The organism is Candidatus Pseudomonas auctus (genome assembly GCF_048654275.1).
GTDB lineage: Bacteria > Pseudomonadota > Gammaproteobacteria > Pseudomonadales > Pseudomonadaceae > Aquipseudomonas > Aquipseudomonas pharyngis.
Map to the genome: position 1 here is coordinate 423259 of NZ_JBJYZK010000002.1, position 24477 is coordinate 447735.

22 protein-coding genes are annotated in these 24477 nt (G+C 61.9%); 17 read left to right on the forward strand and 5 right to left on the reverse strand.

All coding sequences use genetic code 11. From position 1 onward, the window contains the following. Nucleotides 1–80: 80 nt before the first annotated feature. Nucleotides 81–482, forward strand: a complete 402-nt coding sequence (locus ACKUG4_RS05445) for a lectin OAA family protein (protein ID WP_039766619.1) — start codon at nucleotides 81–83, stop codon at nucleotides 480–482. A gap of 60 nt (nucleotides 483–542) precedes the next feature. Here the strand turns inward: ACKUG4_RS05445 and asd are convergent, their stop codons facing one another. Genes asd through ACKUG4_RS05460 form a run of 3 tightly spaced genes read right to left on the reverse strand, consistent with a single transcriptional unit; the run spans nucleotide 543 to nucleotide 3815 of the window. After that, nucleotides 543–1403: an archaetidylserine decarboxylase gene (gene asd, locus ACKUG4_RS05450; protein WP_007952166.1), complete on the reverse strand. Its 861-nt coding sequence runs from the start codon at nucleotides 1401–1403 to the stop codon at nucleotides 543–545. Between the two features lie 18 nt (nucleotides 1404–1421). Further along, on the reverse strand, nucleotides 1422–2237 hold the full coding sequence (locus ACKUG4_RS05455) for a rhodanese-like domain-containing protein (RefSeq protein ID WP_039766622.1): 816 nt from the start codon (nucleotides 2235–2237) through the stop codon (nucleotides 1422–1424). Between the two features lie 39 nt (nucleotides 2238–2276). After that, on the reverse strand, nucleotides 2277–3815 hold the full coding sequence (locus tag ACKUG4_RS05460) for an HDOD domain-containing protein (RefSeq protein ID WP_445433598.1): 1539 nt from the start codon (nucleotides 3813–3815) through the stop codon (nucleotides 2277–2279). A gap of 167 nt (nucleotides 3816–3982) precedes the next feature. On the opposite strand from ACKUG4_RS05460, the gene motA reads away from it, so the two are divergent. Both motA and motB read left to right on the forward strand, forming a co-directional pair. Beyond that, the gene (gene motA, locus ACKUG4_RS05465) at nucleotides 3983–4834 is read left to right on the forward strand and encodes a flagellar motor stator protein MotA (protein WP_007952169.1); all 852 of its coding nucleotides are present in this window, start codon (nucleotides 3983–3985) and stop codon (nucleotides 4832–4834) included. A gap of 3 nt (nucleotides 4835–4837) precedes the next feature. Further along, on the forward strand, nucleotides 4838–5902 hold the full coding sequence (gene motB, locus ACKUG4_RS05470; RefSeq protein ID WP_445433599.1) for a flagellar motor protein MotB: 1065 nt from the start codon (nucleotides 4838–4840) through the stop codon (nucleotides 5900–5902). 56 nt (nucleotides 5903–5958) lie between these two features. Here the strand turns inward: motB and rsgA are convergent, their stop codons facing one another. Next, entirely contained in the window at nucleotides 5959–6990 is a 1032-nt protein-coding gene (gene rsgA, locus ACKUG4_RS05475; RefSeq protein ID WP_445433600.1) for a small ribosomal subunit biogenesis GTPase RsgA, read from the reverse strand. A gap of 107 nt (nucleotides 6991–7097) precedes the next feature. On the opposite strand from rsgA, the gene orn reads away from it, so the two are divergent. Next, nucleotides 7098–7640 (forward strand): oligoribonuclease, encoded by a 543-nt coding sequence (orn, locus tag ACKUG4_RS05480; protein ID WP_064593092.1) that lies wholly within the window; start codon nucleotides 7098–7100, stop codon nucleotides 7638–7640. Between the two features lie 83 nt (nucleotides 7641–7723). Beyond that, nucleotides 7724–8335 carry a trimeric intracellular cation channel family protein gene (locus ACKUG4_RS05485; protein ID WP_064593093.1) on the forward strand — a complete coding sequence of 204 codons (612 nt, stop codon included), beginning with the start codon at nucleotides 7724–7726 and terminating at the stop codon, nucleotides 8333–8335. Here ACKUG4_RS05485 and queG read toward each other — a convergent pair. Beyond that, the gene (gene queG, locus ACKUG4_RS05490) at nucleotides 8317–9396 is read right to left on the reverse strand and encodes a tRNA epoxyqueuosine(34) reductase QueG (protein WP_445433601.1); all 1080 of its coding nucleotides are present in this window, start codon (nucleotides 9394–9396) and stop codon (nucleotides 8317–8319) included. The genes ACKUG4_RS05485 and queG overlap by 19 nt on opposite strands. A gap of 63 nt (nucleotides 9397–9459) precedes the next feature. Here queG and ACKUG4_RS05495 point away from each other — a divergent pair, with 63 nt between their 5' ends. The 12 genes from ACKUG4_RS05495 (at nucleotide 9460) to ACKUG4_RS05550 (ending at nucleotide 24446) form a co-directional block, all read left to right on the forward strand. Then, entirely contained in the window at nucleotides 9460–10959 is a 1500-nt protein-coding gene (locus tag ACKUG4_RS05495; protein ID WP_445433602.1) for an NAD(P)H-hydrate dehydratase, read from the forward strand. Then, nucleotides 10947–11417, forward strand: a complete 471-nt coding sequence (gene tsaE, locus ACKUG4_RS05500) for a tRNA (adenosine(37)-N6)-threonylcarbamoyltransferase complex ATPase subunit type 1 TsaE (protein ID WP_007950729.1) — start codon at nucleotides 10947–10949, stop codon at nucleotides 11415–11417. Before ACKUG4_RS05495 ends, tsaE begins: the two co-directional genes overlap by 13 nt. Before the next feature lie 51 nt (nucleotides 11418–11468). Continuing rightward, nucleotides 11469–12848 carry an N-acetylmuramoyl-L-alanine amidase gene (locus ACKUG4_RS05505; protein WP_371857703.1) on the forward strand — a complete coding sequence of 460 codons (1380 nt, stop codon included), beginning with the start codon at nucleotides 11469–11471 and terminating at the stop codon, nucleotides 12846–12848. Next, nucleotides 12845–14752: a DNA mismatch repair endonuclease MutL gene (gene mutL / locus ACKUG4_RS05510; protein ID WP_039766643.1), complete on the forward strand. Its 1908-nt coding sequence runs from the start codon at nucleotides 12845–12847 to the stop codon at nucleotides 14750–14752. The genes ACKUG4_RS05505 and mutL overlap by 4 nt, the downstream gene beginning before the upstream one ends. Next, on the forward strand, nucleotides 14752–15723 hold the full coding sequence (gene miaA, locus ACKUG4_RS05515; protein ID WP_445433603.1) for a tRNA (adenosine(37)-N6)-dimethylallyltransferase MiaA: 972 nt from the start codon (nucleotides 14752–14754) through the stop codon (nucleotides 15721–15723). Before mutL ends, miaA begins: the two co-directional genes overlap by 1 nt. A 93-nt stretch (nucleotides 15724–15816) precedes the next feature. After that, nucleotides 15817–16077: an RNA chaperone Hfq gene (gene hfq, locus ACKUG4_RS05520; protein ID WP_007902656.1), complete on the forward strand. Its 261-nt coding sequence runs from the start codon at nucleotides 15817–15819 to the stop codon at nucleotides 16075–16077. A gap of 12 nt (nucleotides 16078–16089) precedes the next feature. Next, entirely contained in the window at nucleotides 16090–17391 is a 1302-nt protein-coding gene (hflX, locus tag ACKUG4_RS05525; RefSeq protein ID WP_445433604.1) for a ribosome rescue GTPase HflX, read from the forward strand. A 96-nt stretch (nucleotides 17392–17487) separates the two neighbouring features. Beyond that, nucleotides 17488–18657 carry an FtsH protease activity modulator HflK gene (gene hflK, locus ACKUG4_RS05530; RefSeq protein ID WP_039766653.1) on the forward strand — a complete coding sequence of 390 codons (1170 nt, stop codon included), beginning with the start codon at nucleotides 17488–17490 and terminating at the stop codon, nucleotides 18655–18657. Continuing rightward, the gene (gene hflC / locus ACKUG4_RS05535; protein WP_007950723.1) at nucleotides 18657–19526 is read left to right on the forward strand and encodes a protease modulator HflC; all 870 of its coding nucleotides are present in this window, start codon (nucleotides 18657–18659) and stop codon (nucleotides 19524–19526) included. Before hflK ends, hflC begins: the two co-directional genes overlap by 1 nt. Before the next feature lie 313 nt (nucleotides 19527–19839). Then, nucleotides 19840–21027, forward strand: coding sequence for an ATP phosphoribosyltransferase regulatory subunit (locus ACKUG4_RS05540; protein ID WP_011332186.1), 1188 nt, complete (start codon nucleotides 19840–19842; stop codon nucleotides 21025–21027). Between the two features lie 54 nt (nucleotides 21028–21081). Beyond that, the gene (locus tag ACKUG4_RS05545) at nucleotides 21082–22371 is read left to right on the forward strand and encodes an adenylosuccinate synthase (RefSeq protein WP_007950715.1); all 1290 of its coding nucleotides are present in this window, start codon (nucleotides 21082–21084) and stop codon (nucleotides 22369–22371) included. Between the two features lie 140 nt (nucleotides 22372–22511). Then, nucleotides 22512–24446, forward strand: a complete 1935-nt coding sequence (locus tag ACKUG4_RS05550) for a methyl-accepting chemotaxis protein (protein ID WP_039766777.1) — start codon at nucleotides 22512–22514, stop codon at nucleotides 24444–24446. Nucleotides 24447–24477: the final 31 nt, after the last annotated feature.

Consider the following 24477-nt stretch of genomic DNA (forward strand, 5'->3'; position numbering starts at 1 on the left):
GTGCGATCGGAAACGCACGGTTGCACGGCCTGCCGTCAACGTCGGGGCAGGTCTCCCGAAACTTCAAGGAGATGAGGTTCATGTCTAAATACGCAGTGGCAAATCAATGGGGCGGTAGTTCGGCACCTTGGCATCCGGGTGGAACCTGGGTGCTGGGCGCGCGGGACAACCAGAACGTCGTCGCGATCGAGATCAAGTCCGGCGACGGTGGCAAAACCTTTACCGGCACCATGACCTACGCCGGCGAAGGCCCTATTGGCTTCAAGGCTCAGCGCACTGGCCAGAACCAGTACAACGTCGAAAACCAGTGGGGTGGCAACGATGCCCCCTGGCATCCAGGTGGCAAGTGGGTGATCGGCGGGCGGGATAACCAGAACGTTATCGCGTTGAGCGTCACGTCCAGTGACGGCGGGAAAAACCTCAGCGGCACCAATACCTACGCCAACGAAGGGCCGATCGGCTTCCGTGGGCAGATAGAGTAACGGCGCCACCCAGGTCGTGTCCGCCCCTTCGCAGACGTGCGAAAGGGCGGATCAACCGGTTCAGGCGTTCGACAGTGCCAAGGCCTGGCCCATCTGTACCGGCGAGCCGGCTTTCAATTCTTCAACCCATTTAACCTGATCCGGCCCGAACAACACGATCGCGGTCGAACCCAGTTTGAAGCGCCCCAGTTCCGCACCTTTTTCCAGATGAATCGGCGCACGGGCGGCTTCGTCGTAACGGAAGGTTTTCAGTTCGCGCTTCGGTGGCGTGACCAGACCGGCCCACACGGTTTCAATCGACGCCACGATCATCGCGCCCACCAGCACCACGGCCATCGGCCCGCGCTCGGTATCGAAGATGCACGCTACGCGCTCGTTACGGGCGAACAGTTCCGGAACGTTTTCAGCGGTGGTCTGGTTGACCGAGAAGATCCGGCCCGGAATGTAGACCATTTCGCGCAGGGTGCCGGCCAGCGGCATGTGCACGCGGTGGTAGTCCTTCGGCGACAGGTAAACAGTCGCGAATTCACCGCCCATGAACGGCGCCGCATTGGCCGCGTCGCCGCCCAGCAGTTCCAGCACGCTGAAGCTGTGGCCCTTGGCCTGGAAGATGCGGCCGTGTTCGATCGGGCCGAGCTGGCTGATCGCACCGTCGGCCGGGCTGAGGATCGCGCCCGGGGTCTGGTCCAGTGGACGTGCGCCATCTTTCAGCGCACGGGTGAAGAAGGCGTTGAAATGCTCGTAAGCGGTCACGTCTTCAACCAGTGCCTGCGACATGTCCACTTGATAACGCTTGGCGAACCAGGTGGTGAAGGCATTCTTGAACCAGCGCACGCGGCACTCGGCGACGCAGCCGGCCAGGCGCGACAGCAAGTGATGGGGCAGCAGGTACTGGCTGATGATAAACAAACGCTCTTTCATGACTGTCCTTAAAAATCCTTAAAGCTCGACGGGGGTGTCGGGGTGGTTGCCCCATTCGCCCCAGGAACCGGCGTAGCCCTTGACCCGCGGATAACCGAGGGCCTTGGCCACCAGATAAGTGAAACCGGACCGGTGATGGGTCTGGCAGTGGGTAATGATTTCTTTGTCTTTGGTGATCCCGAGGCTTTCCAGGATCTGCGGCATGTCGGTACGGATGCGCAGCTGGCGCGCCTGATCCATGCCCGCCGTCCATTCGAAATTGACCGCGCCGGGGATGTGTCCACCCTTGGCCGCCAGCACCTTCTCGCCGGAATACTCCAGCGGCCCGCGAGCGTCCCAGATGGCCAGGTCAGCGGCGCCGAGACGACTTTGCAGGTATTCGCGGGTGGCGGTCGGTTCCTCGTGCAGGGTCAGGGCAACCGGGCCGCCCGCCGCAGGAGGGATCTGGATCGACATCGGCGAACCTTCCGCCAGCCACGCCGGCAGACCGCCGTCGAGGTAGTGGTACTTGTCGTGACCGATCACGTCGAGCAGCCAGATGAAACGCCCGGCCCAGCCGCCGCCTTCGTCGTCATAGACCACGTAGACCGCATCCTTGCGATGACCCAGCTCACCGAACAGTTCTTCGAGTTTTTCCTTGCTCGGCAACAGCCCCGGAGCCGGCGCCTGACCCAGCTGGGTGCGTTTCGGATCGACGAAGCGTGCGCCGGGAATGTGTCCCTCGGCGTAGCGGGCGGCACTGGTCAGATCCACCAGAATCAGATCGCGGGATTCGAGGCGCGGCAGCAGGTCGCTCGGCTCGATCACCAGGGCCAGGCCAGAGAAATCAGACATGTGAGGTCTCCAGAGCACAAAGGGGAAGGATTGTAGCTGTCATTGGCCGCGCTGGCTAAAACTGTGCAGGGCTTTCTCGATGCACTGCGCGGTTTTGCCGAAGGCTTGCACAGTGATGTCGGCGAACGGCCCGCCACCCTGGTCGGCGACCACGATCATGATCACCCGGCCGTTGTTTACCAGCGAGCGCAGGAACAGGTGTTCGCCGCGAAACAGCGTGCGCAGCGAGGGCGGCAACAGGGCGGAAAACTGGGCGTTGTTGTCCGGGGTGATGCGCACTTGCGCCTGCTGCGCGAGCAAGCGTTGCAGCACCGAACTCTGGCTGACGACGAAATTCAGCGCAGCGGCTTCCTTCGGCAACCCCGAGGTTTGATGGACGCGCAGATTGGCGTGGCTGCGGTCGGCCATCAGGATCATCACCCGGCGCATGCCGCTGGCGACCAGCGCATCGCGGGCGGCGACGGTCAGGCTCATGGCGTTGGTGAAGCGGCTTGGCACGGCCAGCAGCTCGGCGCATTGCCGGCGCCACTGGCTCAGGTCGTCAGCGGACGGCGCCGCAGCCGGCAGCATTCCGGCGGGCAGGCGACGGGTGCCCCACGGCCACAGCAGCGAAACCGCCGGGTGCCAGAGGTCGGGCATGAAATGATGACGAGCGCTGACGGCGGCCTGCTGGTGCAACTGTTGTTGTACCTCGTCCATCGAGATTTGCAGGTAGAGGCTGGTCAGGTACTGCCAGCGCTCACTGTGCGGACTGTCCCAGGCTTGTTGCGCCGAGAGTGCCAGGCCGTTGGCCAGCAACACGGTGTTGGCCGGCTGATTGAGCCAGCGGCGCAGGGTCGGGTCGTCGTCGAGGCGGTTTTGCTGGCGCAACGGATGATCCACATCGCGGGCAATGCGCAGGACTTTGACCAGTTCGCGCTGTTCGGTCAGCAGCAGCCGATAGCCTTGCTGGACCCAGATCGGCAAACGCCAGGCTTCCACCAGCGCTTCGCCGATTTTCAGCAAGCGCACGCCGAACAATTGTTTCTCGACATCGCAGGCCGATTCGCCCTTGTGGATAACCCGTACTTCCCACTCTTCAAGCAGTTTGGGAAAGGTCAGCGCCAATGGCCACAGCGGCGACAGAAACAACAGGCTGCCCCAATGAATGTCCTGCCACAGTCGCGCCAGGCGACCGGCGAAAAAACCGTTGGCCTGTTGCGTGGCGTGCTGGCTGATCATCTGCAACTGGCGCAGTGGCTGGGGGATCTGCGCGGCAGGTTCGGCGGGCAGGCGAGCCAGCAGTTCTTCGGTGCGGGCAAGGCCTAGGCGATTGATCGCCACTTCGAGGTTTTCCGCCGGCGCGCTCATGTTGCCGTGGGTGTGGCGGTTGGCTTCGCGGATGATGCTCAGGGCCAGCGCCGGGCTGTCCTGCATCAGGTCGGCGATGTCGCGCAGCGAGCTGCGGTCATCGCGAATCGCCCGGCAGACCCGGTCATGGGCGTCTTGCGGCACCGGCAGGCGAACGCTGTCGAGCAGCTTCACCCAGCCATCGAGTGTGGTCGGTTTCACGTGTGGGACGTTCGTTTCATTAGCCATGTCTGGACGAGATCTTCACTGACTGTAGACGCGCCCGGCATGGGCTAAATTGGCTTTTCGCCTGAACTGGCTATAGTCTGGCGCAGTTTTGCCGATAAGTAGAAGAAGAGATTTTTTAACTTCCGAATATGACCTTGAACCCGACTTAAACAAGTACCTTTCTACCTATGGCTAAAATTATCGGCATCATCGTCGTATTCGCGAGCGTGCTCGGCGGATACGTGCTCTCCCACGGCAAGATTGCCGCCCTGATCCAGCCTTTCGAGGTAATGATCATCGGCGGTGCGGCACTCGGAGCATTCCTCCAGGCCAACCCCGGCTACATGACGATGCACGTGCTCAAGAAATCCCTGAGCATGTTCAGTTCGCGTTTCAGCCACACGTTCTATCTGGAAGTGCTGGGCCTGATCTACGAGATCCTCAACAAGAGCCGCCGCGAAGGCATGATGGCCATCGAAGGCGACATCGAAGACGCGGCCGCGAGCCCGATCTTCGCCAAGTACCCGGCGGTACTGAAAGACGAACGCATGACCGCGTTCATCTGCGATTACCTGCGCATCATGTCCTCCGGCAACATGGCTCCCCACGAGCTGGAAGGCCTGTTCGACATGGAACTGTACAGCCTGAAGGAAGACCTCGAGCATCCGTCCCACGCGGTGAACGGCATTGCCGACGCCATGCCGGGTTTCGGTATCGTCGCGGCGGTACTGGGTATCGTGGTGACCATGGCCTCCCTGGGTGAAGGCGATCAGAAATCCATCGGTCTGCACGTAGGTGCGGCACTGGTCGGTACCTTCTTCGGTATTCTCGCGGCGTACGGTTTCTTCGGCCCGCTGGCGCACTCCCTGGCGCACGATGCCAAGGAAGAGCTGAACGTCTACGAAGCCATCAAGGCCTCGCTGGTGGCTTCGGCTTCCGGCATGCCGCCGTCGCTGGCTGTCGAGTTCGGTCGCAAGGTGCTGTACCCGGCTCACCGTCCAAGCTTTGCCGAGCTGGAACAAGCCGTTCGCGGTCGTTAAGTCATGGAAAATAACCAGCCGATAATCATCAAGCGCGTCAAGCGCATCGCCGGCGGGCATCATGGCGGGGCGTGGAAGATCGCCTTCGCCGACTTTGCGACGGCGATGATGGCGTTCTTCCTGGTGTTGTGGCTGCTGTCCACCGCGACCCCGGAACAGAAGATCGCCATCGCCGGTTACTTCAAGGACCCGGTCGGTTTCTCCGAAAGCGGCACGCCGTACATCATCGACCTGGGCGGTACGCCGACCCTCGCGCCGGAAAACACCCTCAACCCTGAAGTGAAGTCGCAGCCTCAACCGGACAAGGTCACGGTCGACACCGAACAGGTTGAAGGCATGGCCGAGCAGGTCGAGAAGGAACGCCTGGAACTGCTGCTGCAGGAACTGCAGAACAAGGTCGACGAGAACCCGCAACTGCAGAAATTCAAGGACCAGATCCTGTTCGAAATCACGCCGAACGGCTTGCGCATCCAGATCATGGACGCCGAGAACCGGCCGATGTTCGACTCCGGTTCTGCCCGCCTGAAGCCGTACTTCGAAGACATCCTGCTGGCCATGGCCGACACCATCAAAGCGGTGCCGAACAAGATCAGCATCAGCGGTCACACCGATGCCAAGCCTTACGTGGGCAACGGCGACTTCGGCAACTGGGAGCTTTCGGCCAACCGTGCCAACGCCGCCCGGCGTGCGCTGGTGGCGGGCAGTTATCCGGACGCTCAAGTGGCTCGGGTTGTTGGTTACGCCTCGTCGGCACTGTTCGACAAGGAGAACCCGTTCAACCCGGTCAACCGCCGCATCGACATCGTGGTGCTGACCAAAAAGGCCCAGGCCGCCATCGAAGGTGCGCAAGGCGCCGACCCGTCGAAACCGGCAGATCAAGGCCAGAACGGCGCCGCGCCGGCCACCCCGGTCGACCCGAACGCCTTGCCGGCGGATCAGCAACCGGTACCGGCCCACGAGTTGCGCGAACGGCTGAACCTGTTCGACGACCCGCTGCCGAAACCGACCGAGCCGGGCGCAGCGGCACCAGCACCGGCGCCTGCACCGGCCCCCGCGCCGAAACAGTGACCCACAAAAAAGCCGCGAGATGATCGCGGCTTTTTTGTGTCTGGTTACTTGAAAGTCTAGTAACCGTTTTCCGGCAGGCTGGCGATGATCGAGCGGTAGCTGTTCATTCGCTGCTGCTGCACGCGGCCGTCTTCCAGGGCCTTGAGGAGTGCACAACCGGGTTCGCGGTCGTGCTTGCAGTCGCGGAAGCGGCAGGTGCCGAGCAGGTCGTTGAACTCGATGAAGCCGGCTTCGACGTCGGCGCGGCTGACGTGGCCGAGGCCGAATTCGCGGATGCCCGGGGAGTCGATCAGTTCGCCGCCGCCGGGGAAGTGGAACAGACGTGCGGTGGTCGTGGTATGCGTACCTTGACCGGACAGCTCGGACAGCGGGCCGACGCGGGTTTCGACTTCCGGCAGCAGGCTGTTGACCAGCGACGACTTGCCGACACCGGACTGGCCGACGAACACGCTGATGCGCCCGTCGAGCTGCTTTTGCAATTGCTCCATGCCGTTGCCGTGGTGCGCCGAGACTTCCAGTACCGGATAACCCAGTGTGCGGTAGACCGCCAGCAGCGCATTCAGCGCCGGGGCGTTCTGCTCGTCGATCAGGTCGAATTTGTTCAGCAGCAGCAACGGGCGAATGCCGGCGTGTTCGGCGGCGACCAGATAACGGTCGATCAGGTTGGCATGGGGCTCGGGCAGCGGGGCGAAGACGATGACGATCATGTCGACGTTGGCGGCCACCGGCTTGAGCTGGCCACGGCTGTCCGGACGGCACAGCTCGGTGGTGCGCGGCAGTTGCGCGACGATCACGCCGATGCCCTGGTTGCCGGCGCGCCATACGACCCGGTCGCCCGTCACCAGCGCCGGCAGGTTGGCCCGCAGGTGGCAGCGGAAGACCTGGCCGGCCAGCTCACCGTCAATGGCCTCGACCTCGACCTGCACACCGAAGTGGGCGATCACCAGGCCGTGCTGTTCCGGGCCGAGGTCGCCGCCTTCGAGCGCCTCGACGGCCGAGGACTCGCGTTTGGCGGCGCGGGCGGCGCGCTCGCCCTGAATCTTTTCGATGCGCCAGTTTTGACGACGATTGAGTTGGCGTTTGGCCATGGGTGTTCCGTCTGAAGAATACAGCGATTAGGTAAAACGGCCGCGAGTTTAGCACGCCCGGCAGGCTGCCTAGGCTAAACTGCGCAGCATTGCTCAGGAGCCGAAAAATGCAAAACCCGCAGAATCTGATCTGGATCGACCTCGAAATGACCGGTCTGGATCCGGAAAACGACGTCATCATCGAAATGGCCACCATCGTCACCGACAGTGACCTGAACACCCTGGCCGAGGGCCCGGTGATCGCCATCCACCACAGCGACGAAGTCCTCGCCCGCATGGATGAGTGGAATACCCGCACCCACGGCAACTCCGGCCTGACCCAGCGCGTACGCGACAGCCGCATCAGCATGGCCGAGGCCGAGGCTGAAACCATCGCCTTCCTCGAAAAGTGGGTGCCGAAGGGCAAGTCGCCGATCTGTGGCAACAGCATCTGCCAGGATCGCCGCTTCCTTTATACCCACATGAAGTCGCTGGAAAGCTACTTCCACTATCGCAACCTGGACGTCTCCACGCTCAAGGAACTGGCCGCGCGCTGGGCGCCGGACGTGCGTGACAGTTTCAAGAAGGGCAGCACTCACCTGGCGCTGGACGACATCCGCGAATCCATCGCCGAGCTGCAGCACTACCGCAAGCATTTCATCAAGTTCTGAGATCGGCACCCACGCCGAGGCGCCCTCTTTTGGTGCCTCGGTGAAGTGAGTAGACTGCGCGCCTTCCTGCCAGGATCGCCACCATGTTGCTGATGCTCTACCTCGTCGCCATTACTGCCGAAGCCATGACCGGCGCCCTGTCTGCGGGCCGTCGCGGCATGGACTGGTTCGGCGTGGTGCTGATTGCCTGCGTCACGGCATTGGGCGGCGGTTCGGTGCGTGACGTGCTGCTCGGGCACTACCCGCTGACCTGGGTCAAACACCCGGAGTACCTGGTGCTGACCACGGTCGCGGCGATGATCACCGTGTTTACCGCACGGTGGATGCGTCACCTGCGCTCGCTGTTTCTGGTGCTCGACGCGGTCGGTCTGGTGGCATTCACCCTGATCGGCTGCATGACCGCCCTGGAAATGGGCCACGGCATGCTGGTGGCCTCGGTCAGCGGAGTGATCACCGGCGTGTTTGGGGGCATCCTGCGCGATATTTTCTGCAACGATATTCCGTTGATCTTCCGCCGTGAGCTGTATGCCAGCGTCTCGTTCGCTGCCGCGTGGTGCTACATGCTCTGTCTGTTCCTGAATGTGCCGAGCGAGCAGGCGATTCTGATCACGTTGTTCGGTGGCTTTCTATTAAGGCTGTTGGCGATTCGCTTCCATTGGGAAATGCCGAAGTTCGTTTATAACGACGAGCATTGACGGTCGGCGTGCTGTTTCAGCGCCCACTCCACATGTTCTCGCACCAGCTCTGACGGGTATTCGCGCCGCGCCTTGAGTGCTTCCAGCACTGGAATGCTTGACGGTGCATTTCCCAGTCCCACCGCCAGATTTCGCAGCCAGCGCTCGTAACCGGCCCGACGCAGCGGCGAACCTTCGGTGCTGCTGAGGAATTTGTCCTCATCCCACAGAAACAGTTCTGCCAGTTCGGCATTGTCGAGGTTGTGCCGTGGCTTGAAATCGCTTTCGCCAGACGGTTTGGCGAAGCGGTTCCACGGGCAGCAGATCTGGCAGTCGTCGCAGCCGAACACGCGGTTGCCGATCAGCGGCCGCAGGTCTTCGGGAATGGCATTTTTCAGCTCAATGGTCAGGTAGGAAATGCAACGTCGCGCGTCCAGCACGTAGGGGCCTACGAAAGCGTTGGTCGGGCAGATGTCGAGGCATGCGGTGCAGCGGCCGCAATGTTCGGTGCTATGCGGTTCATCCACCGGCAACGGCAGATCGACGAACAGTTCGCTGAGAAAGAAATAACTGCCGGCCTTGCGATTGAGCACCAGAGTGTTCTTGCCGATCCAGCCCAGCCCCGCCTGCTCGGCGATGGCTTTTTCCAGCACCGGAGCGCTGTCGACGAAGGCTCGGAAACCGAACGGACCGATTTCGGACTGAATCCTGTCCGCCAGTTGTTGAACGCGTTTACGGATCAATTTGTGATAATCGCGGCCCAAGGCATAACGCGAGATGTAGGCTTTTTCCGGTTTGCCCAGCAATTGCGCCATTTGTGTGTCGCCCGGCAGGTAGTCCATGCGCAGCGACACCACGCGCAAGGTGCCCGGCACCAGCTCCTCAGGGTGCGAGCGTTTGCTGCCATGGGCGCCCATGTAATCCATTTCGCCGTGGTAGCCGGCCTCGAGCCAGCGTTGCAGGTGCTGTTCGTGCTCGGCCAGGTCCAGACCGCTGATGCCGACTTGCTGGAAGCCCAGCTCGCGGCCCCAGTCCTTGATGGATTGGGCGAGGGCGGGCAGATCTGTGGTGATGGCGGACATGAGGCGAGAGAAACCGGAGCTGAGGTGCGTATAATTCTGCCAGACATCGGAGCCCGAAGACGCATGCCGCACACTAAAGATCAATTACCCGACGCGCTGTACCGCGCCACGCAGGTGCGGGCACTCGATGCGCGGCTGATCGCTGCCGGCACTCCGGGCTTCGAATTGATGCAGCGAGCGGCCCATGCCACATGGCGCGCGCTGGTTCGACATTGGCCATCTGCTAACGAATTGACGGTGCTGGCAGGGCACGGCAACAACGCGGGTGACGGATACCTGGTGGCAGCGCTGGCCCATCGGGCCGGTTGGCAGGTTCGGGTAGTGGCCGTGGGCGATCCGCAGCGATTGCAGGGTGATGCGGCCGTAGCGCATGCCGATGCCGTGGCCGAAGGCGTGGTGATAGCCCCCTGGCATCCTTCCTGCGAGTTGCGCGGAATCGTCGTTGACGGGTTGCTCGGTACCGGTCTGAGCGGTGAAGTGCGTGAGCCTTACGCCGCTGCGATTGCGGCAATCAATGCCAGTGGATTGCCGGTGGTGGCGGTCGATATCCCTTCCGGGTTGTGCGCCGACACCGGTCATGCGTTAGGTCATGCGGTGCGCGCTGACCTCACCGTGACCTTCATCGGCCTGAAGCTCGGGCTGTTTACGGGCTCGGCGGCGGATCATGTCGGGGAACTGCTGTTTAACGATCTGCAGGCCACGGCCGAAAACTTCAGTGACATTCCTGCCGCCGCTCAACGGCTCAATGCGGTTAACCTGCCGCGTCTGGCGGCCCGTGCGCCGACTGCGCACAAGGGGCGTTTCGGTCATGTGCTGCTGATCGGCGGCGATCATGGTTTTGGCGGGGCGATCCTGTTGAGCACCGAAAGCGCGCTGCGCAGTGGCGCCGGGATGGTATCGCTGGCGACTCGCCCGGAACATGTACCAGCGGCATTGAGCCGGGTGCCGGAAGCCATGGCGTTGGGCGCCTCTTCGGCCAATCAATTGATGGGGCTGCTGGAAAAGGTGTCGGTGCTGGTCGTCGGGCCGGGGCTGGGCCAGGCCGCTTGGGGGCGGGCACTGTTGTCGGCCGCCGCCAATGCGGCGCTGCCGCAGGTGTGGGATGCCGATGCGCTGAACCTGCTGGCCTCAGGTTTTGTCAGTTTGCCCAAGGATTGCGTGATCACGCCGCATCCGGGGGAAACAGCACGTTTATTGGGGATCAGTACCGCCGAAGTGCAGGCTGATCGTCCGGCGGCGGCGCTGGCATTGAGCAAAAAATACACAGCGGTGGTGGTGCTCAAGGGGGCGGGCACTTTGATTGCTCATCCCGATGGTCGTCTGGCGCTGTGTCATCAAGGCCATCCGGCGATGGCCACTGCCGGGCTCGGCGATGTGCTGGCGGGCCTGATCGGCGCGCTGCTGGCCCAGGGCATGGACGGTTTTGACGCCGCGAGTCTGGCAGTCTGGCTGCACGCCAACGCCGGTCTGCACCAAGGTAAATTCGGCCGTGGGCTGGCGGCCAGTGATCTGATTCCAGCCATTCGTCAGTTGTTGGAGGAGCATGCACCGTGTCTGAAGTAACCCTGTACCTGGCCGATGAACAGGCCATGAGCGACTTTGGCGCACGCATCGCCCGTATCACCCAGGGCCATGGCCTGATCTTTCTCGAAGGCAACCTCGGGATGGGCAAAACCACGCTGTCGCGGGGCATCATTCGCGGTCTGGGGCATGTGGGAGCGGTGAAAAGTCCGACCTTCACGCTGGTCGAGCCCTACGAGATCGGTGACGTTCGCGCGTTTCACTTCGACCTGTATCGTCTGGTCGATCCGGAGGAACTGGAGTTTCTCGGCATCCGCGACTATTTCGAAGACGACGCCCTGTGCCTGATCGAATGGCCCGATAAAGGTGCAGGCTTTTTGCCAAAGCCTGACCTGACCATTACCATTAGCCCGCAAGACAGCGGACGTTCGCTGACCATTTTATCCCAGGGCTCGCGCGGCGAGGCCTGGTGTGCCGCTTTGGCATTGGAAACCAATTGAATGATGGGGTTAGGTATGCGCTTTCGCGCGTTGGTGGCTGCCGTTGGACTGATGTTGATGGCAGTAACCGTCAACGCTGTGGCCGAGACGAAGGTCAACAGCGTGCGCCTGTGGCGGGCGCCGGACAACACGCGACTGGTGTTCGACCTGACAGGCCCGGTGCAGCACAGCGTCTTCACGCTGACCGCGCCGGATCGTCTGGTGATCGACATCAACGGCGCCACCCTCGGCGCGCCGCTGAATGTGCAGACCGCCAACACGCCGATCACTGCGATGCGTTCGGCCCAGCGCACGCCGACCGACCTGCGGGTGGTCATCGACCTGAAAAAAGCGGTCACCCCGAAAAGCTTCTCGCTGGCGCCGAACGCCCAGTATGGCAACCGTCTGGTGGTCGATCTGTTCGACAACCCGGCAGACGCGGCGCCACCGCCTGCGCCGACGCCGTCGGTCGCTACCGTACCGGCGGTGCCTGTCACGCCGGCTGAACCTGCGATCAAACTGCCACCGGCCCCGGCCGGAAAGCGCGACATCATCGTGGTCATCGACGCCGGTCACGGCGGTGAAGACCCGGGCGCATCGGGTTCTCGCGGCCAGCGCGAAAAAGACGTGGTACTGCAGATCGCCCGCGAGTTGCAGCGTCAGGTCAACGGCATGAAAGGCTTCCGCGCCGAACTGACCCGTACCGGCGACTACTTCATCCCGCTGCGCGGCCGTACCGAGATTGCCCGCAAGAAGGGCGCCGATCTGTTTGTCTCGATCCACGCCGACGCCGCGCCTTCTGCGGCCGCGTTTGGTGCGTCGGTGTTCGCCCTGTCCGATCGTGGCGCCACCTCGGAAACCGCCCGTTGGCTGGCCGACAGCGAAAACCGTTCCGACCTGATCGGCGGTGCCGGCAACGTCAGCCTCGACGACAAGGACCGCATGCTGGCCGGCGTTCTGCTCGACCTGTCGATGACCGCCTCGCTGACCTCCAGCCTCAACGTCGGCCAGAAGGTTCTGACCAATATTGGCCGGGTCACCCCGCTGCACAAGCAGCGCGTGGAACAGGCCGGGTTCATGGTGCTGAAATCGCCGGACATCCCGTCGATCCTGGTGGAAACCGGCTTCATCTCCAACGCCAACGAAGCGAACAAACTCTCGGCAGCGAGCCACCAGCAGGCGCTGGCGCGTTCGATCAGCAGCGGCGTGCGTCAGTTCTTCCAGCAGAATCCGCCACCGGGCACTTACATCGCCTGGCTGCGTGATTCGGGCAAGATCGCTCAAGGGCCGCGTGATCACCGGGTAGGTCCGGGTGAGACCGTGGCGATGATTGCCGTGCGTTATCAGATTTCGCCGGCCACACTGCGTAGCGCCAACAATCTGAAAAGCGATGATCTGAAAGTCGGCCAGCACCTGACCATTCCCGGCACCGAACTGGCGTCCAAAGAATGAATCAGGTCCTGAACGCTGCCCGCATTGAACTGCTCAGCCCGCGGCTGGCGAACCAGATCGCCGCCGGTGAGGTGGTCGAACGCCCGGCCTCGGTGATCAAGGAGCTGCTGGAAAACAGCCTCGACTCCGGCGCCAAGCGTATCGACGTCGATGTCGAGCAGGGCGGTGTCAAACTGCTGCGAGTGCGCGACGACGGCAGCGGTATTTCCGCCGATGACCTGCCGCTGGCCCTGGCCCGTCACGCCACCAGCAAGATCCGTAACCTGGAAGACCTCGAACAGGTGATGAGCCTGGGTTTCCGGGGCGAGGCTTTGGCTTCGATCAGCTCCGTGGCGCGTCTGACCCTGACCTCGCGCACCCGCGACGCCGATCAGGCCTGGCAGGTCGAGACCGAAGGCCGCGACATGGCGCCCCGCGTGCAGCCAGCGGCGCACCCGGTCGGCACTTCGGTGGAAGTCCGTGACCTGTTCTTCAATACACCGGCACGGCGCAAATTCCTCAAGACCGAAAAAACCGAATTCGATCACCTGCAGGAAGTGATCAAGCGTCTGGCACTGGCGCGTTTCGACGTGGCTTTCCATTTGCGCCACAACGGCAAGACCATCCTCAGCCTGCACGAAGCCCACGATGATGCGGCCCGCGCCCGGCGTGTGGCGGCGATCTGCGGTTCGGGCTTCCTCGAGCAGGCGCTGCCGATCGAGATCGAACGCAATGGCCTGCATTTGTGGGGCTGGGTCGGTCTGCCGACCTTCAACCGCAGTCAGGCGGACTTGCAGTATTTCTTCGTCAACGGCCGTGCGGTGCGCGACAAACTGGTGGCCCACGCGGTGCGTCAGGCCTATCGCGATGTGCTGTTCAACGGCCGGCATCCGACGTTTGCGCTGTTTTTCGAGGTCGATCCGGCAGCGGTCGACGTCAACGTGCACCCGACCAAGCACGAAGTGCGCTTCCGTGACGGGCGCATGGTGCATGACTTCCTGTATGGCACCTTGCACCGTGCCCTCGGCGATGTGCGGCCGGAAGATCAGCTTGCCGGCTCGGTCACCACCGCGATCGTCCGGCCGACCGGCCTTGAAGCTGGTGAATTCGGACCGCAGGGCGAAATGCGTCTGGCGGCCAATGCGTTGCTGGAGCAACCGCAGGCGCAACCGGCGTTCAATACCTCGTCGGGTGCCAGCGCTGGCGGCGCTTATCAGTATCAATACACGCCACGTCCGCAATCGACCGTGCCGGTAGCCGAGGCCCAGGCCGCGTACCGCGAGTTTTTTGCGCCGCTGCCCGAGGCCAATGCCAATGCATTGCCAGCCGGTCAGGAAGACATTCCGCCGCTTGGCTACGCGCTGGCTCAGCTCAAGGGCATTTATATTCTGTCCGAGAACGCCCAAGGCCTGGTTTTGGTGGACATGCACGCCGCTCACGAGCGGATCATGTATGAGCGCCTGAAGATCGCCATGGCCAGCGAAGGCCTGAGCGGTCAGCCGCTGCTGGTGCCGGAATCGCTGGCGGTCAGTCAGCGCGAGGCCGACTGCGCTGAAGAGCATGCGGCGTGGTTCCAGCGCCTTGGTTTTGAATTGCAGCGCCTTGGCCCGGAAACCCTTGCGATCCGGCAGATCCCCGCCCTGCTCAAGCAGGCCGAAGCCAACCGACTGGTCGGTGATGTGCTGTCGGACTTGATGGAATACGGCACCAGCGACCGGATTCAGGCGCATCTGAATGAACTGCTCGGCACCATGGCCTGCCACGGCGCGATCCGCGCCAACCGCCGCCTGGCCTTGCCGGAAATGAACGGCCTGCTGCGCGACATGGAAAATACCGAGCGCAGCGGTCAGTGCAACCATGGCCGACCGACCTGGACCCAACTGGGCCTGGACGATCTGGACAAACTGTTCCTGCGCGGTCGTTGATGAGCCAGCTTCCTCCAGCGATTTTCCTGATGGGCCCGACCGCTGCGGGCAAGACCGATCTGGCCATCGAGCTGACCAAGGTGCTGCCGTGCGAGCTGATCAGTGTCGATTCGGCGCTGGTTTATCGCGGCATGGACATCGGCACCGCCAAGCCTTCCAAAGAACTGCTGGCGGAGTTTCCGCACCGACTGATCGACGTTCTCGACCCGGCCGAAGCCTATTCGGCAGCGGATTTCCGTCGCGATGCGCTGGAGGCCATGGCCGAGATCACCGCACGCGGAAAAATTCCGCTGCTGGTGGGCGGCACGATGCTCTATTACAAGGCTTTGATCGACGGTTTGGCGGACATGCCGGCGGCCGATCCCGAGGTTCGCGCGCAGATCGAAGAAGAGGCTGCACGCCTTGGCTGGCAGGCCCTGCACGATCAGTTGGCGGTCATCGATCCGGAGTCTGCAGCACGCATCCATCCGAACGATCCACAACGACTGAGTCGTGCGCTGGAAGTTTACCGGGTCAGCGGTCAGAGCATGACTGCGCTGCGCCTGCAACAATCTGCGCAAAGTGCTGAAGCGTCCGCATCGGGACTGCAACAATTGCCCTATACTGTCGCGAACCTGGCGATTGCTCCAACTAATCGGCAGGTATTGCACGAGCGCATTAAACAAAGATTCACAAATATGCTGGAACAGGGATTCATCGACGAGGTCGTAGCCCTGCGTAATAGAAGTGACCTGCATGCCGGGTTGCCGTCTATACGTGCGGTAGGCTACCGCCAGGTCTGGGACTACCTGGATGGCAAGCTGACGTCGGCCGAGATGCAGGAACGGGGCATCATCGCCACGCGCCAATTGGCCAAACGCCAGTTCACCTGGCTGCGCAGCTGGAAAGATTTACACTGGCTCGACAGTCTGGATTGCGACAATCTGCCACGTGCCTTGAAATACCTTGGGACGATCTCCATATTGAGCTGAGTCCTTGCAATTGCCGTCTATCCTTGGGGGTGTGGCGGCAAAAGCCATTTGTTTACCTATTTTTTATATTGAATCCTTAAAGGAGTGCGGCACATGTCAAAAGGGCATTCGCTACAAGACCCTTACTTGAATACTTTACGTAAAGAGAAAGTGGGGGTTTCCATCTACCTGGTGAACGGGATCAAACTGCAAGGCACGATCGAGTCGTTCGACCAGTTCGTTATCCTGCTGAAGAACACCGTCAGCCAGATGGTTTACAAACACGCTATCTCTACAGTCGTGCCGGTTCGTCCAATTCGTCTGCCAAGCGCAACCGAATCCGAAGCAGGTGACGCTGAGCCAGGTAACGCCTGATAGGAGTCTCCTTTGTTCTTTGAGCGCCACGGTGGTGGTGAACGAGTCATCCTCGTTCACTTGGATGGACAGGACCCTGAGGCGCGCGAAGATCCGCAGGAGTTTCAGGAACTGGCAAATTCGGCTGGCGCCGAGACCGTTGCGTTTTTTAACGTGCCGCGTCATCGGCCAACCGCCAAATACCTGATTGGCAGCGGCAAGGTCGAGGAACTGCGCGACCTGGTCCACGCCAAAGAAGCCGATCTGGTTATCTTCAATCACACCCTTACACCCAGTCAGGAACGTAACCTCGAACGTGTTTTCGAGTGTCGCGTGATCGACCGTACCGGTCTGATTCTCGATATTTTCGCCCAACGCGCCCGTACCCATGAGGGCAAGCTCCAGGTCGAACTGGCCCAGCTTGACCACATGAGCACCCGGCTGGTTCGCGGCTGGACTCACCTTGAGCGTCAGGGTGGCGGTATCGGCATGCGCGGCCCGGGTGAAACCCAGCTCGAAACCGACCGGCGACTGCTGCGGGTTCGCCTGCGCCAGATCAAGGGTCGGCTGGAGAAAGTGCGCAGCCAGCGCGAACAGTCGCGTCGCGGCCGCTCGCGTGCGGATATCCCTACCGTATCTCTGGTGGGATACACCAACGCCGGTAAATCCACGCTGTTCAATAACGTGACCAAGTCCGACGTGTACGCTGCTGACCAGCTGTTCGCCACGCTCGATCCGACCCTGCGCCGTCTGGATCTGGACGACCTGGGGCCGATTGTCCTGGCCGACACCGTGGGCTTCATCCGCCACTTGCCGCACAAACTGGTCGAGGCATTTCGGTCTACGCTCGAAGAGTCGAGCAACTCCGACCTGCTGTTGCACGTGATCGATGCGGCCGAACCGGATCGCATGTTGCAGATCGAGCAGGTGATGGTGGTGCTGGGCGAGATCGGTGCCCAGGACTTGCCGATCCTCGAGGTCTATAACAAACTCGATTTGCTTGAAGGCGTTGAGCCACAAATCCAGCGCGATGAAAACGGCAAGCCCCAGCGGGTCTGGCTGTCGGCGCGTGATGGCACCGGTCTGGAATTGCTCGAGCAGGCGATTGCCGAGTTGTTGGGCAGTGACCTGTTCGTGGGAACCTTGCGCCTGCCTCAGCGGTTCGCGCGTCTGCGTGCACAGTTCTTCGAACTGGGCGCGGTACAGAAAGAAGAACACGACGAAGAAGGGGTCAGCTTGCTGGCCGTTCGATTGCCACGCTCGGAGCTCAATCGACTGGTCAGTCGTGAAGGCGTTGTGCCGACGGAGTTCATCGAGCAACACACTTTGCAATAAAAGCCTGGCAAAGCGGTTGTGCCGCAACGGCAGGCATTCTGTAGCATTGGTCGGCGCGCCGTGGGTGCGTCTTTGCTTTATCAGATGGAGAGCGCTATGGCTTGGAATGAGCCGGGTGGCAACTCGAACAATCAGGATCCTTGGGGTGGCAAGCGTCGCAACAACGGCGACCGCAAGGGACCGCCGGATCTCGACGAGGCCTTCCGAAAGCTGCAGGAAAGCCTGAACGGGTTGTTCGGTGGTGGAAAGAAACGCGGTGATGACGGTGGTGGCTCGGGCAAGAGCGGCGGCTTCGGCGGCCTGCTCGGCATCGGCCTTGTCGTGCTGGCGGCCGTCTGGCTGTACAGCGCGGTGTACGTTGTGGACGAGCAGGAGCAGGCCGTGGTGCTGCGCTTCGGCAAGTACTACGAGACTGTCGGTCCCGGCCTGAACATCTACTTCCCGCCGATCGACAAGAAGTACATGGAGAACGTCACGCGTGAGCGTGCCTACACCAAGCAGGGCCAGATGCTGACCGAAGACGAGAACATCGTCGAAGTGCCGCTGACCGTGCAGTACAAGATCAGCAACCTGCAGGACTTCGTGCTGAACGTCGACCAGCCGGAAATCAGCCTGCAACATGCGACCGACAGTGCGCTGCGCCATGTGGTGGGTTCCACCGCGATGGACCAGGTGCTGACCGAAGGTCGTGAGCTGATGGCCAGCGAGATCAAGGAGCGTCTGCAACGTTTCCTCGATACCTATCGCACCGGTATCACCGTTACCCAGGTCAACGTACAAAGCGCAGCGGCACCGCGTGAAGTGCAGGAAGCCTTCGATGACGTGATCCGCGCCCGTGAAGACGAGCAGCGTTCGCGCAACCAGGCTGAAACCTACGCCAACGGCGTGGTGCCGGAAGCCCGTGGTCAGGCCCAGCGCATCCTCGAAGATGCCAACGGTTACCGTGACGAAACGGTCTCGCGCGCCAAGGGTGAGGCAGATCGCTTCACCAAACTGGTTGCCGAGTATCGCAAGGCGCCCGAGGTCACTCGCCAGCGTCTGTACCTGGACACCATGCAGGAAGTCTTCAGCAGCACCAGCAAGGTACTCGTGACCGGCAACAAGAACGGCCAGAGCAACCTGCTTTACCTGCCGCTGGACAAGATGATTCAGAACAGTTCGGGCAGCAATGCACCGGTCACCGGTTCGGCTGCCGCCAGCAACAACACGGACGTCACGCCGCATGTCACTGACGTGCCGCAGTCGCGTACAAGGGAGACCCGCTGATGAGCAATAAATCGCTGATCGCCCTGATCGTTGGCGTTGTCGTGGTACTGGTTGGCTGGAACTGTTTCTACATCGTGGCTCAGACCGAGCGTGCGGTGTTGCTGCAGTTCGGTCGCGTGGTTCAGGCTGATGTTCAGCCAGGTCTGCATGTGAAAGTGCCTTACGTTAACCAGGTGCGTAAATTCGACGCACGTCTGATGACGCTGGATGCACCGACACAGCGCTTCCTGACGCTGGAAAAGAAAGCCGTGATGGTCGATGCGTATGCCAAGTGGCGCGTGAAAGATGCCGAGCGCTTCTACACCGCAACGTCCGGCCTCAAGCAGATCGCTGACGAGCGTCTGTCCCGTCGTCTGGAATCGGGTCTGCGTGACCAGTTCGGTAAGCGCACCCTGCACGAAGTGGTGTCGGGTGAGCGCGATGCGCTGATGGCTGACATCACCGCGTCGCTGAACAAGATGGCGGAAAAAGAGCTGGGTATCGAAGTGGTTGATGTCCGGGTCAAGGCCATCGATCTGCCGAAAGAAGTGAACCGCAGCGTGTTCGAACGTATGAGCACCGAGCGTGAGCGTGAAGCTCGCGAGCACCGCGCCAAGGGTAACGAGCTGGCCGAAGGCATCCGTGCCGACGCCGATCGTCAACGCCGTGTGCTGCTGGCTGAAGCCTATCGTGAATCCGAAGAGATTCGCGGTGACGGTGATGCCCAGGCCGCTGCGATCTACTCCAAGGCCTACGGCCAGGATCAGGAATTCTACGGTTTCTACCGTAGCCTGCGTGCCTACCGTGAAAGCTTCGCGAACAAATCCGACGTCCTGGTCCTCGACCCAAGCAGTGACTTCTTCCGTTATCTGGAAAAGTCCAAGCCTTGATACGACGTTGACCTGAATCATTCCGCCCGGCGGCTAATACCTCGGGCGGGGTGATCCTTTGGGAAAACGTGTGTATGATGCGGCAGCCGGGAAATTCCCGGCTTTTTTGCGTCTGCACGTTTGATTGCTGTTTTTGTTGCAGAAGATCGGGTTGAATGGCCCGACAGTTTTTCGAGGAAAGTGATGGGCGAAGCCGGTAACAGGCCTTTCGCCGCGTCGTTCATGCGCGTGCGTTTTGAACGGGCCGGTCATTTTCTGCTTCACTCAAGGCTCGCCCTCGGGCTGGCCGCCCGGATCTAAGGGGAATGGCGTAATGGCAACGGTAGACCGCTGGCTGCTGCCAGATGGCATCGAAGAAGTACTGCCACCGGAAGCGGCGCGCATTGAAGTCGCGCGTCGTCAGGTGTTGGATCTGTTCCAGAGCTGGGGTTACGAGTTTGTCGTGACTCCCCATATCGAGTACCTGGAATCCCTGCTGACCGGCGCGGGCCAGGACCTGGATCTGCGTACCTTCAAGGTCATCGACCCGCAATCGGGCCGGCAGATGGGTTTCCGTGCCGACATCACGCCGCAAGTGGCGCGCATCGATGCGCACACCCTGCGTCGCGAAGGCCCGAGCCGCCTGTGCTACGCCGGCAGCGTGCTGCATGCCCAGCCGCGTGCCTTGTCGTCCTCGCGCAGCCCGATCCAACTGGGCGCCGAGTTGTACGGCGATGCCAGCCCGAGCAGCGACGTTGAAGTCATCAGCCTGATGCTGGCCATGCTGCAACTGGCCGACGTGCCGGACGTGCACATGGACCTCGGGCATGTCGGCATCTACCGCGGTCTTGCCCAGGCGGCCGGTCTGTCGGGTGAAGTCGAGCAGCAGTTGTTCGATGCATTGCAACGCAAGGCCATCGACGAGGTCATTACCTTGACCGAAGGCCTGCCGGCCGATCTGTCCGGCATGTTGCGCGCGCTGGTCGACCTGTGCGGCGGCCGTGAAGTGCTGAGCGCTGCCCGCGAGCGTCTGGCCAATGCGCCAGCGCCGGTACTGGCGGCGCTGGAAGATTTGCTGGCGATCGCCGAGCGTCTGTCGGTGCGCTTCCCGGAGCTGCCGCTGTACTTCGATCTGGGCGAACTGCGCGGTTATCACTACCACACCGGTGTGGTGTTTGCGGTATTCGTGCCGGGTGTTGGCCAGTCCATCGCCCAGGGCGGTCGCTACGACGACATCGGCGCCGACTTCGGTCGCGCCCGTCCGGCGACGGGCTTCTCCACCGATTTGAAAACCCTGGTGACCCTGGGGCGTGCTGAGATCGAGCTACCGTCTGGCGGTATCTGGATGCCTGACAGTACGGATGCGGCACTCTGGCAGCAGGTTTGCCAGTTGCGCAGTGAGGGTCAGCGTGTCGTTCAGGCGTTGCCTGGACAGCCTTTGGCCGCCGCCCGTGATGCGGACTGCGACCGGCAATTGATCCAGCAGAACGGGCTTTGGCAAGTATCGCCACTGGCTTCTTGAGTTTTCCTGCCGGCTGACGCCGGCACCAAGTTTGCGCGAATGAGGACAAGTGTTATGGGTAAGAATGTCGTAGTCCTGGGCACCCAATGGGGTGATGAGGGCAAAGGCAAGATCGTTGATCTGCTGACCGAACATGCTGCCGCCGTAGTGCGCTACCAGGGTGGCCACAACGCCGGTCACACTCTGGTGATCGACGGTGAAAAAACCGTCTTGCACCTGATCCCTTCGGGCGTGCTGCGCGAAGGCGTGCAGTGCCTGATCGGCAACGGCGTGGTGGTTGCACCTGACGCCCTGCTGCGCGAGATCACCAAGCTGGAAGAGAAGGGCGTACCGGTGCGCGAGCGTCTGCGCATCAGCCCTTCCTGCCCGCTGATCCTGTCCTTCCACGTGGCGCTGGACCAGGCCCGTGAAAAGGCCCGCGGCGAGCTGAAGATCGGTACGACCGGTCGCGGCATCGGCCCGGCTTACGAAGACAAGGTTGCTCGTCGCGGTCTGCGTGTTGGCGATCTGCTCAACATGCCGCGCTTTGAAGACAAGCTGCGTGAACTGGTGGACTACCACAACTTCATGCTGGTCGGTTACTACAAAGAGCCTGCCATCGAGTACGAAAAGACTCTGGCCGAGTGCAAGGAATACGCCGAGCTGCTCAAGCCGCTGATGCTGGACGTGACTGCCGAGCTGCACGACCTGCGTCGCGCCGGCAAAGACATCATGTTCGAAGGCGCCCAGGGTTCGTTGCTCGACATCGACCACGGTACCTACCCGTACGTGACCAGCTCCAACACCACCGCGGGTGGCGTGGCGACCGGTTCGGGCGTTGGTCCGATGTTCCTGGACTACATCCTGGGCATCACCAAGGCTTACACCACTCGCGTAGGTTCGGGCCCATTCCCGACTGAGCTGTTCGACGAAGTCGGTGCGCACCTGGCCAAGCAAGGTCACGAGTTCGGCGCTACCACCGGCCGTGCCCGTCGTTGCGGCTGGTTCGACGCCGTTATCCTGCGTCGTGCTATTGATGTGAACAGCATCTCGGGCATCTGCCTGACCAAGCTGGACGTACTCGACGGCCTGGAAACCATCAACATCTGCACCGGCTACAAAGACGCGCAGGGCAATGCCGTTGCTCCGACTGACGCTGACAGCTACGTGGGTCTGCAGCCTGTGTACGAAGAAGTGCCAGGCTGGACCGAATCGACCGTGGGCGCCAAGACCCTGGAAGAGCTGCCGGCTAACGCTCGTGCCTACATCAAACGCGTTGAAGAATTGATCGGCGCGCCGATCGACATTATTTCGACGGGTCCGGACCGCAACGAAACCATCGTTCTGCGTCATCCGTTCGCTTGATAAGTCGTTGATGTAAAAACACAAAGGCCCCTTCATCGGGGCCTTTGTCGTTTATGCCTGTTGGACGGCATGACCTTTGCTGTGATTCTGTCTACAAGAGTGCCATCAAATTAATGGCGTCAGACGTAGAGGGATTCAAAGTGTCAGCCGTTCTCTCACTGTTACAAAGCCGTCTGTTGCGGCCCGTGTTCGTTACCCTTGGTATCGCTCTTTTGGTGCAAGTGCTGGTGGCCGTCGCCCTGACGCGGAGCACCGTCACCGCGCTGGAAGCCGATCTCGGCACTCGCCTGGGCGCCGACAGCCAGAAGTTGTCCGGTGAGCTGGAGCAGGCCGGGCGCGAAGTCACGTCGAGTCTCGACAACCTCTCCTCAAGTACCCGTCAGCGTCTCACCGCCGGTCTTTCCTCGCGTCTGAAGGAAGAGCAGGCACAGCTGCGTGCGACGTTGGAAAAAGACCTGAAGGATTCGGCCAATGACATGGCCCAACTGCTGGCCTCCGTGGCGCCCCGTGCCATGTGGGACAGCGACGTGCCGACCCTCTCCGAGTTCGCCCGCCGGGCACAGCGCAATCCCAACGTGCTGTTCGTGGTGTATGACGACGCCACCGGCCAGCATCTGACCCGCTACCTCAACCGCGAAAACCCGATCAACAAGGCCCTTTTGGAAAAAGGCCAGGGCGAGCGGGCGCTGGACAAGGTGTTGGATGCGGCGAAGAACGATCCGTCGGTCTACTACCTTGAAGCCTCGATCAACCCCAATGGCGTGGAAATCGGCAAGGTGCTGATGGGTGTCTCGACCGCCTCGGTTGAAACCGATCTGGCGGCGCTCGATCAGCGCTTCACGGCGTTGATTGCCAGCAGCGATCAACTGGTCGGTGACAGCCTCAAGGGCGCCGCTGCCGACAGCGCCACCGCCATGCAGGCTCGCCTGCAATCGGCACAGTCCACAGCTGCCGAGATGAAAGCCAACACCACCAGTACCGTGCAGGATGCTGCTGCAACGCTGCGCTGGCGTATCGGCATGGGCCTGGCGCTGGTGGGGGCCGGGGTGCTGTTGCTGCTGGCGGTGGTGCTCGGTCATCGAGTGGTCAATCGCCTGAAAATGCTCAACGCCGCCATGGATGATCTGGCAGCAGGCGAGGGCGATCTGACCAAACGCGTGCAGATCAACAGCAAGGACGAAATCGGCGACATGGCCTCGGCGGTCAACCGCTTTGTGGACAAGTTGCAGCCGATCGTGCGCGAGGCCGGGGATGTGGCTCAGCGCACCGGTGTGGAAATCGGCGCCATGACCCTGCGCAACGCCGGGGCCGACGCAGCGGCCGGGATGCAGCGTGATGAAGTGGCCGAAAGCCTGCGAGCGCTGTCGCAAATGGCCGATGAGGCTCAGTCGGAAAGCCATGCGATGCAGGCGGCGTTGAAGCAGGTGGTGGATATTCGTCAGGCTACCGACGAGAACACTCGCACCTCGGCCAAGGTCGGCAGCCTGATCGAGGCGCTGGCGGGGCAGGTCGATACCGGGGCGAAAGTCATTGAGCGGCTGGCACAGCAGAGCGAGCAGATTGAAGTGGTGCTGACCGTGATTCACGGCATCGCCGAGCAGACCAACCTGCTGGCGCTCAACGCGGCCATCGAAGCGGCCCGGGCCGGCGAGACCGGTCGCGGGTTTGCAGTGGTGGCGGATGAAGTCCGGGCGTTGGCGAGCAAGACCCAAAGCTCCACCGGCGATATTCAGGCGCACATCGTGGCCCTGCAGCAGGGCGCCCGTGAGGCGGTGGAGGCGATTGGTCAGGCTGGGCGTCAAGCGAGCGAAGGTTTGCTGGTGCTGCGTGACAGCGCGCGACTGCAGCAGTCGGTGCAGGCGTCGGTCGAGCAGGTGCATGCGGCGATTGGCCTGGCGACTCAGGCAGCGGCGCATCAGGCGCAGGGCGCGCAGGCTGTGCGTGGGCGGGTCGAAACGATTCATGCCCAGGCCGAAAAAGCTGCACAGGCGGTGGTCGAGACCACGGCCAGCGGCAAGGTGCTGGATGGTCTGGCGGCGCAGCTCAAGGCCAGTCTGGGGCAGTTCCGGGCCTGATAGTGCGGGCAAAAAAAATCGCAGCTTCGGC

Coding starts and splice junctions, on each gene's coding strand:
- ACKUG4_RS05445 (WP_039766619.1), top strand. CDS start 81: ATGTCTAAATACGCAGTGGCAAATCAATGGGGCGGTAGTTCGGCACCT.
- asd (WP_007952166.1), bottom strand. CDS start 1,403: ATGAAAGAGCGTTTGTTTATCATCAGCCAGTACCTGCTGCCCCATCAC.
- ACKUG4_RS05455 (WP_039766622.1), bottom strand. CDS start 2,237: ATGTCTGATTTCTCTGGCCTGGCCCTGGTGATCGAGCCGAGCGACCTG.
- ACKUG4_RS05460 (WP_445433598.1), bottom strand. CDS start 3,815: ATGGCTAATGAAACGAACGTCCCACACGTGAAACCGACCACACTCGAT.
- motA (WP_007952169.1), top strand. CDS start 3,983: ATGGCTAAAATTATCGGCATCATCGTCGTATTCGCGAGCGTGCTCGGC.
- motB (WP_445433599.1), top strand. CDS start 4,838: ATGGAAAATAACCAGCCGATAATCATCAAGCGCGTCAAGCGCATCGCC.
- rsgA (WP_445433600.1), bottom strand. CDS start 6,990: ATGGCCAAACGCCAACTCAATCGTCGTCAAAACTGGCGCATCGAAAAG.
- orn (WP_064593092.1), top strand. CDS start 7,098: ATGCAAAACCCGCAGAATCTGATCTGGATCGACCTCGAAATGACCGGT.
- ACKUG4_RS05485 (WP_064593093.1), top strand. CDS start 7,724: ATGTTGCTGATGCTCTACCTCGTCGCCATTACTGCCGAAGCCATGACC.
- queG (WP_445433601.1), bottom strand. CDS start 9,396: ATGTCCGCCATCACCACAGATCTGCCCGCCCTCGCCCAATCCATCAAG.
- ACKUG4_RS05495 (WP_445433602.1), top strand. CDS start 9,460: ATGCCGCACACTAAAGATCAATTACCCGACGCGCTGTACCGCGCCACG.
- ACKUG4_RS05505 (WP_371857703.1), top strand. CDS start 11,469: ATGTTGATGGCAGTAACCGTCAACGCTGTGGCCGAGACGAAGGTCAAC.
- mutL (WP_039766643.1), top strand. CDS start 12,845: ATGAATCAGGTCCTGAACGCTGCCCGCATTGAACTGCTCAGCCCGCGG.
- miaA (WP_445433603.1), top strand. CDS start 14,752: ATGAGCCAGCTTCCTCCAGCGATTTTCCTGATGGGCCCGACCGCTGCG.
- hfq (WP_007902656.1), top strand. CDS start 15,817: ATGTCAAAAGGGCATTCGCTACAAGACCCTTACTTGAATACTTTACGT.
- hflK (WP_039766653.1), top strand. CDS start 17,488: ATGGCTTGGAATGAGCCGGGTGGCAACTCGAACAATCAGGATCCTTGG.
- hflC (WP_007950723.1), top strand. CDS start 18,657: ATGAGCAATAAATCGCTGATCGCCCTGATCGTTGGCGTTGTCGTGGTA.
- ACKUG4_RS05540 (WP_011332186.1), top strand. CDS start 19,840: ATGGCAACGGTAGACCGCTGGCTGCTGCCAGATGGCATCGAAGAAGTA.
- ACKUG4_RS05545 (WP_007950715.1), top strand. CDS start 21,082: ATGGGTAAGAATGTCGTAGTCCTGGGCACCCAATGGGGTGATGAGGGC.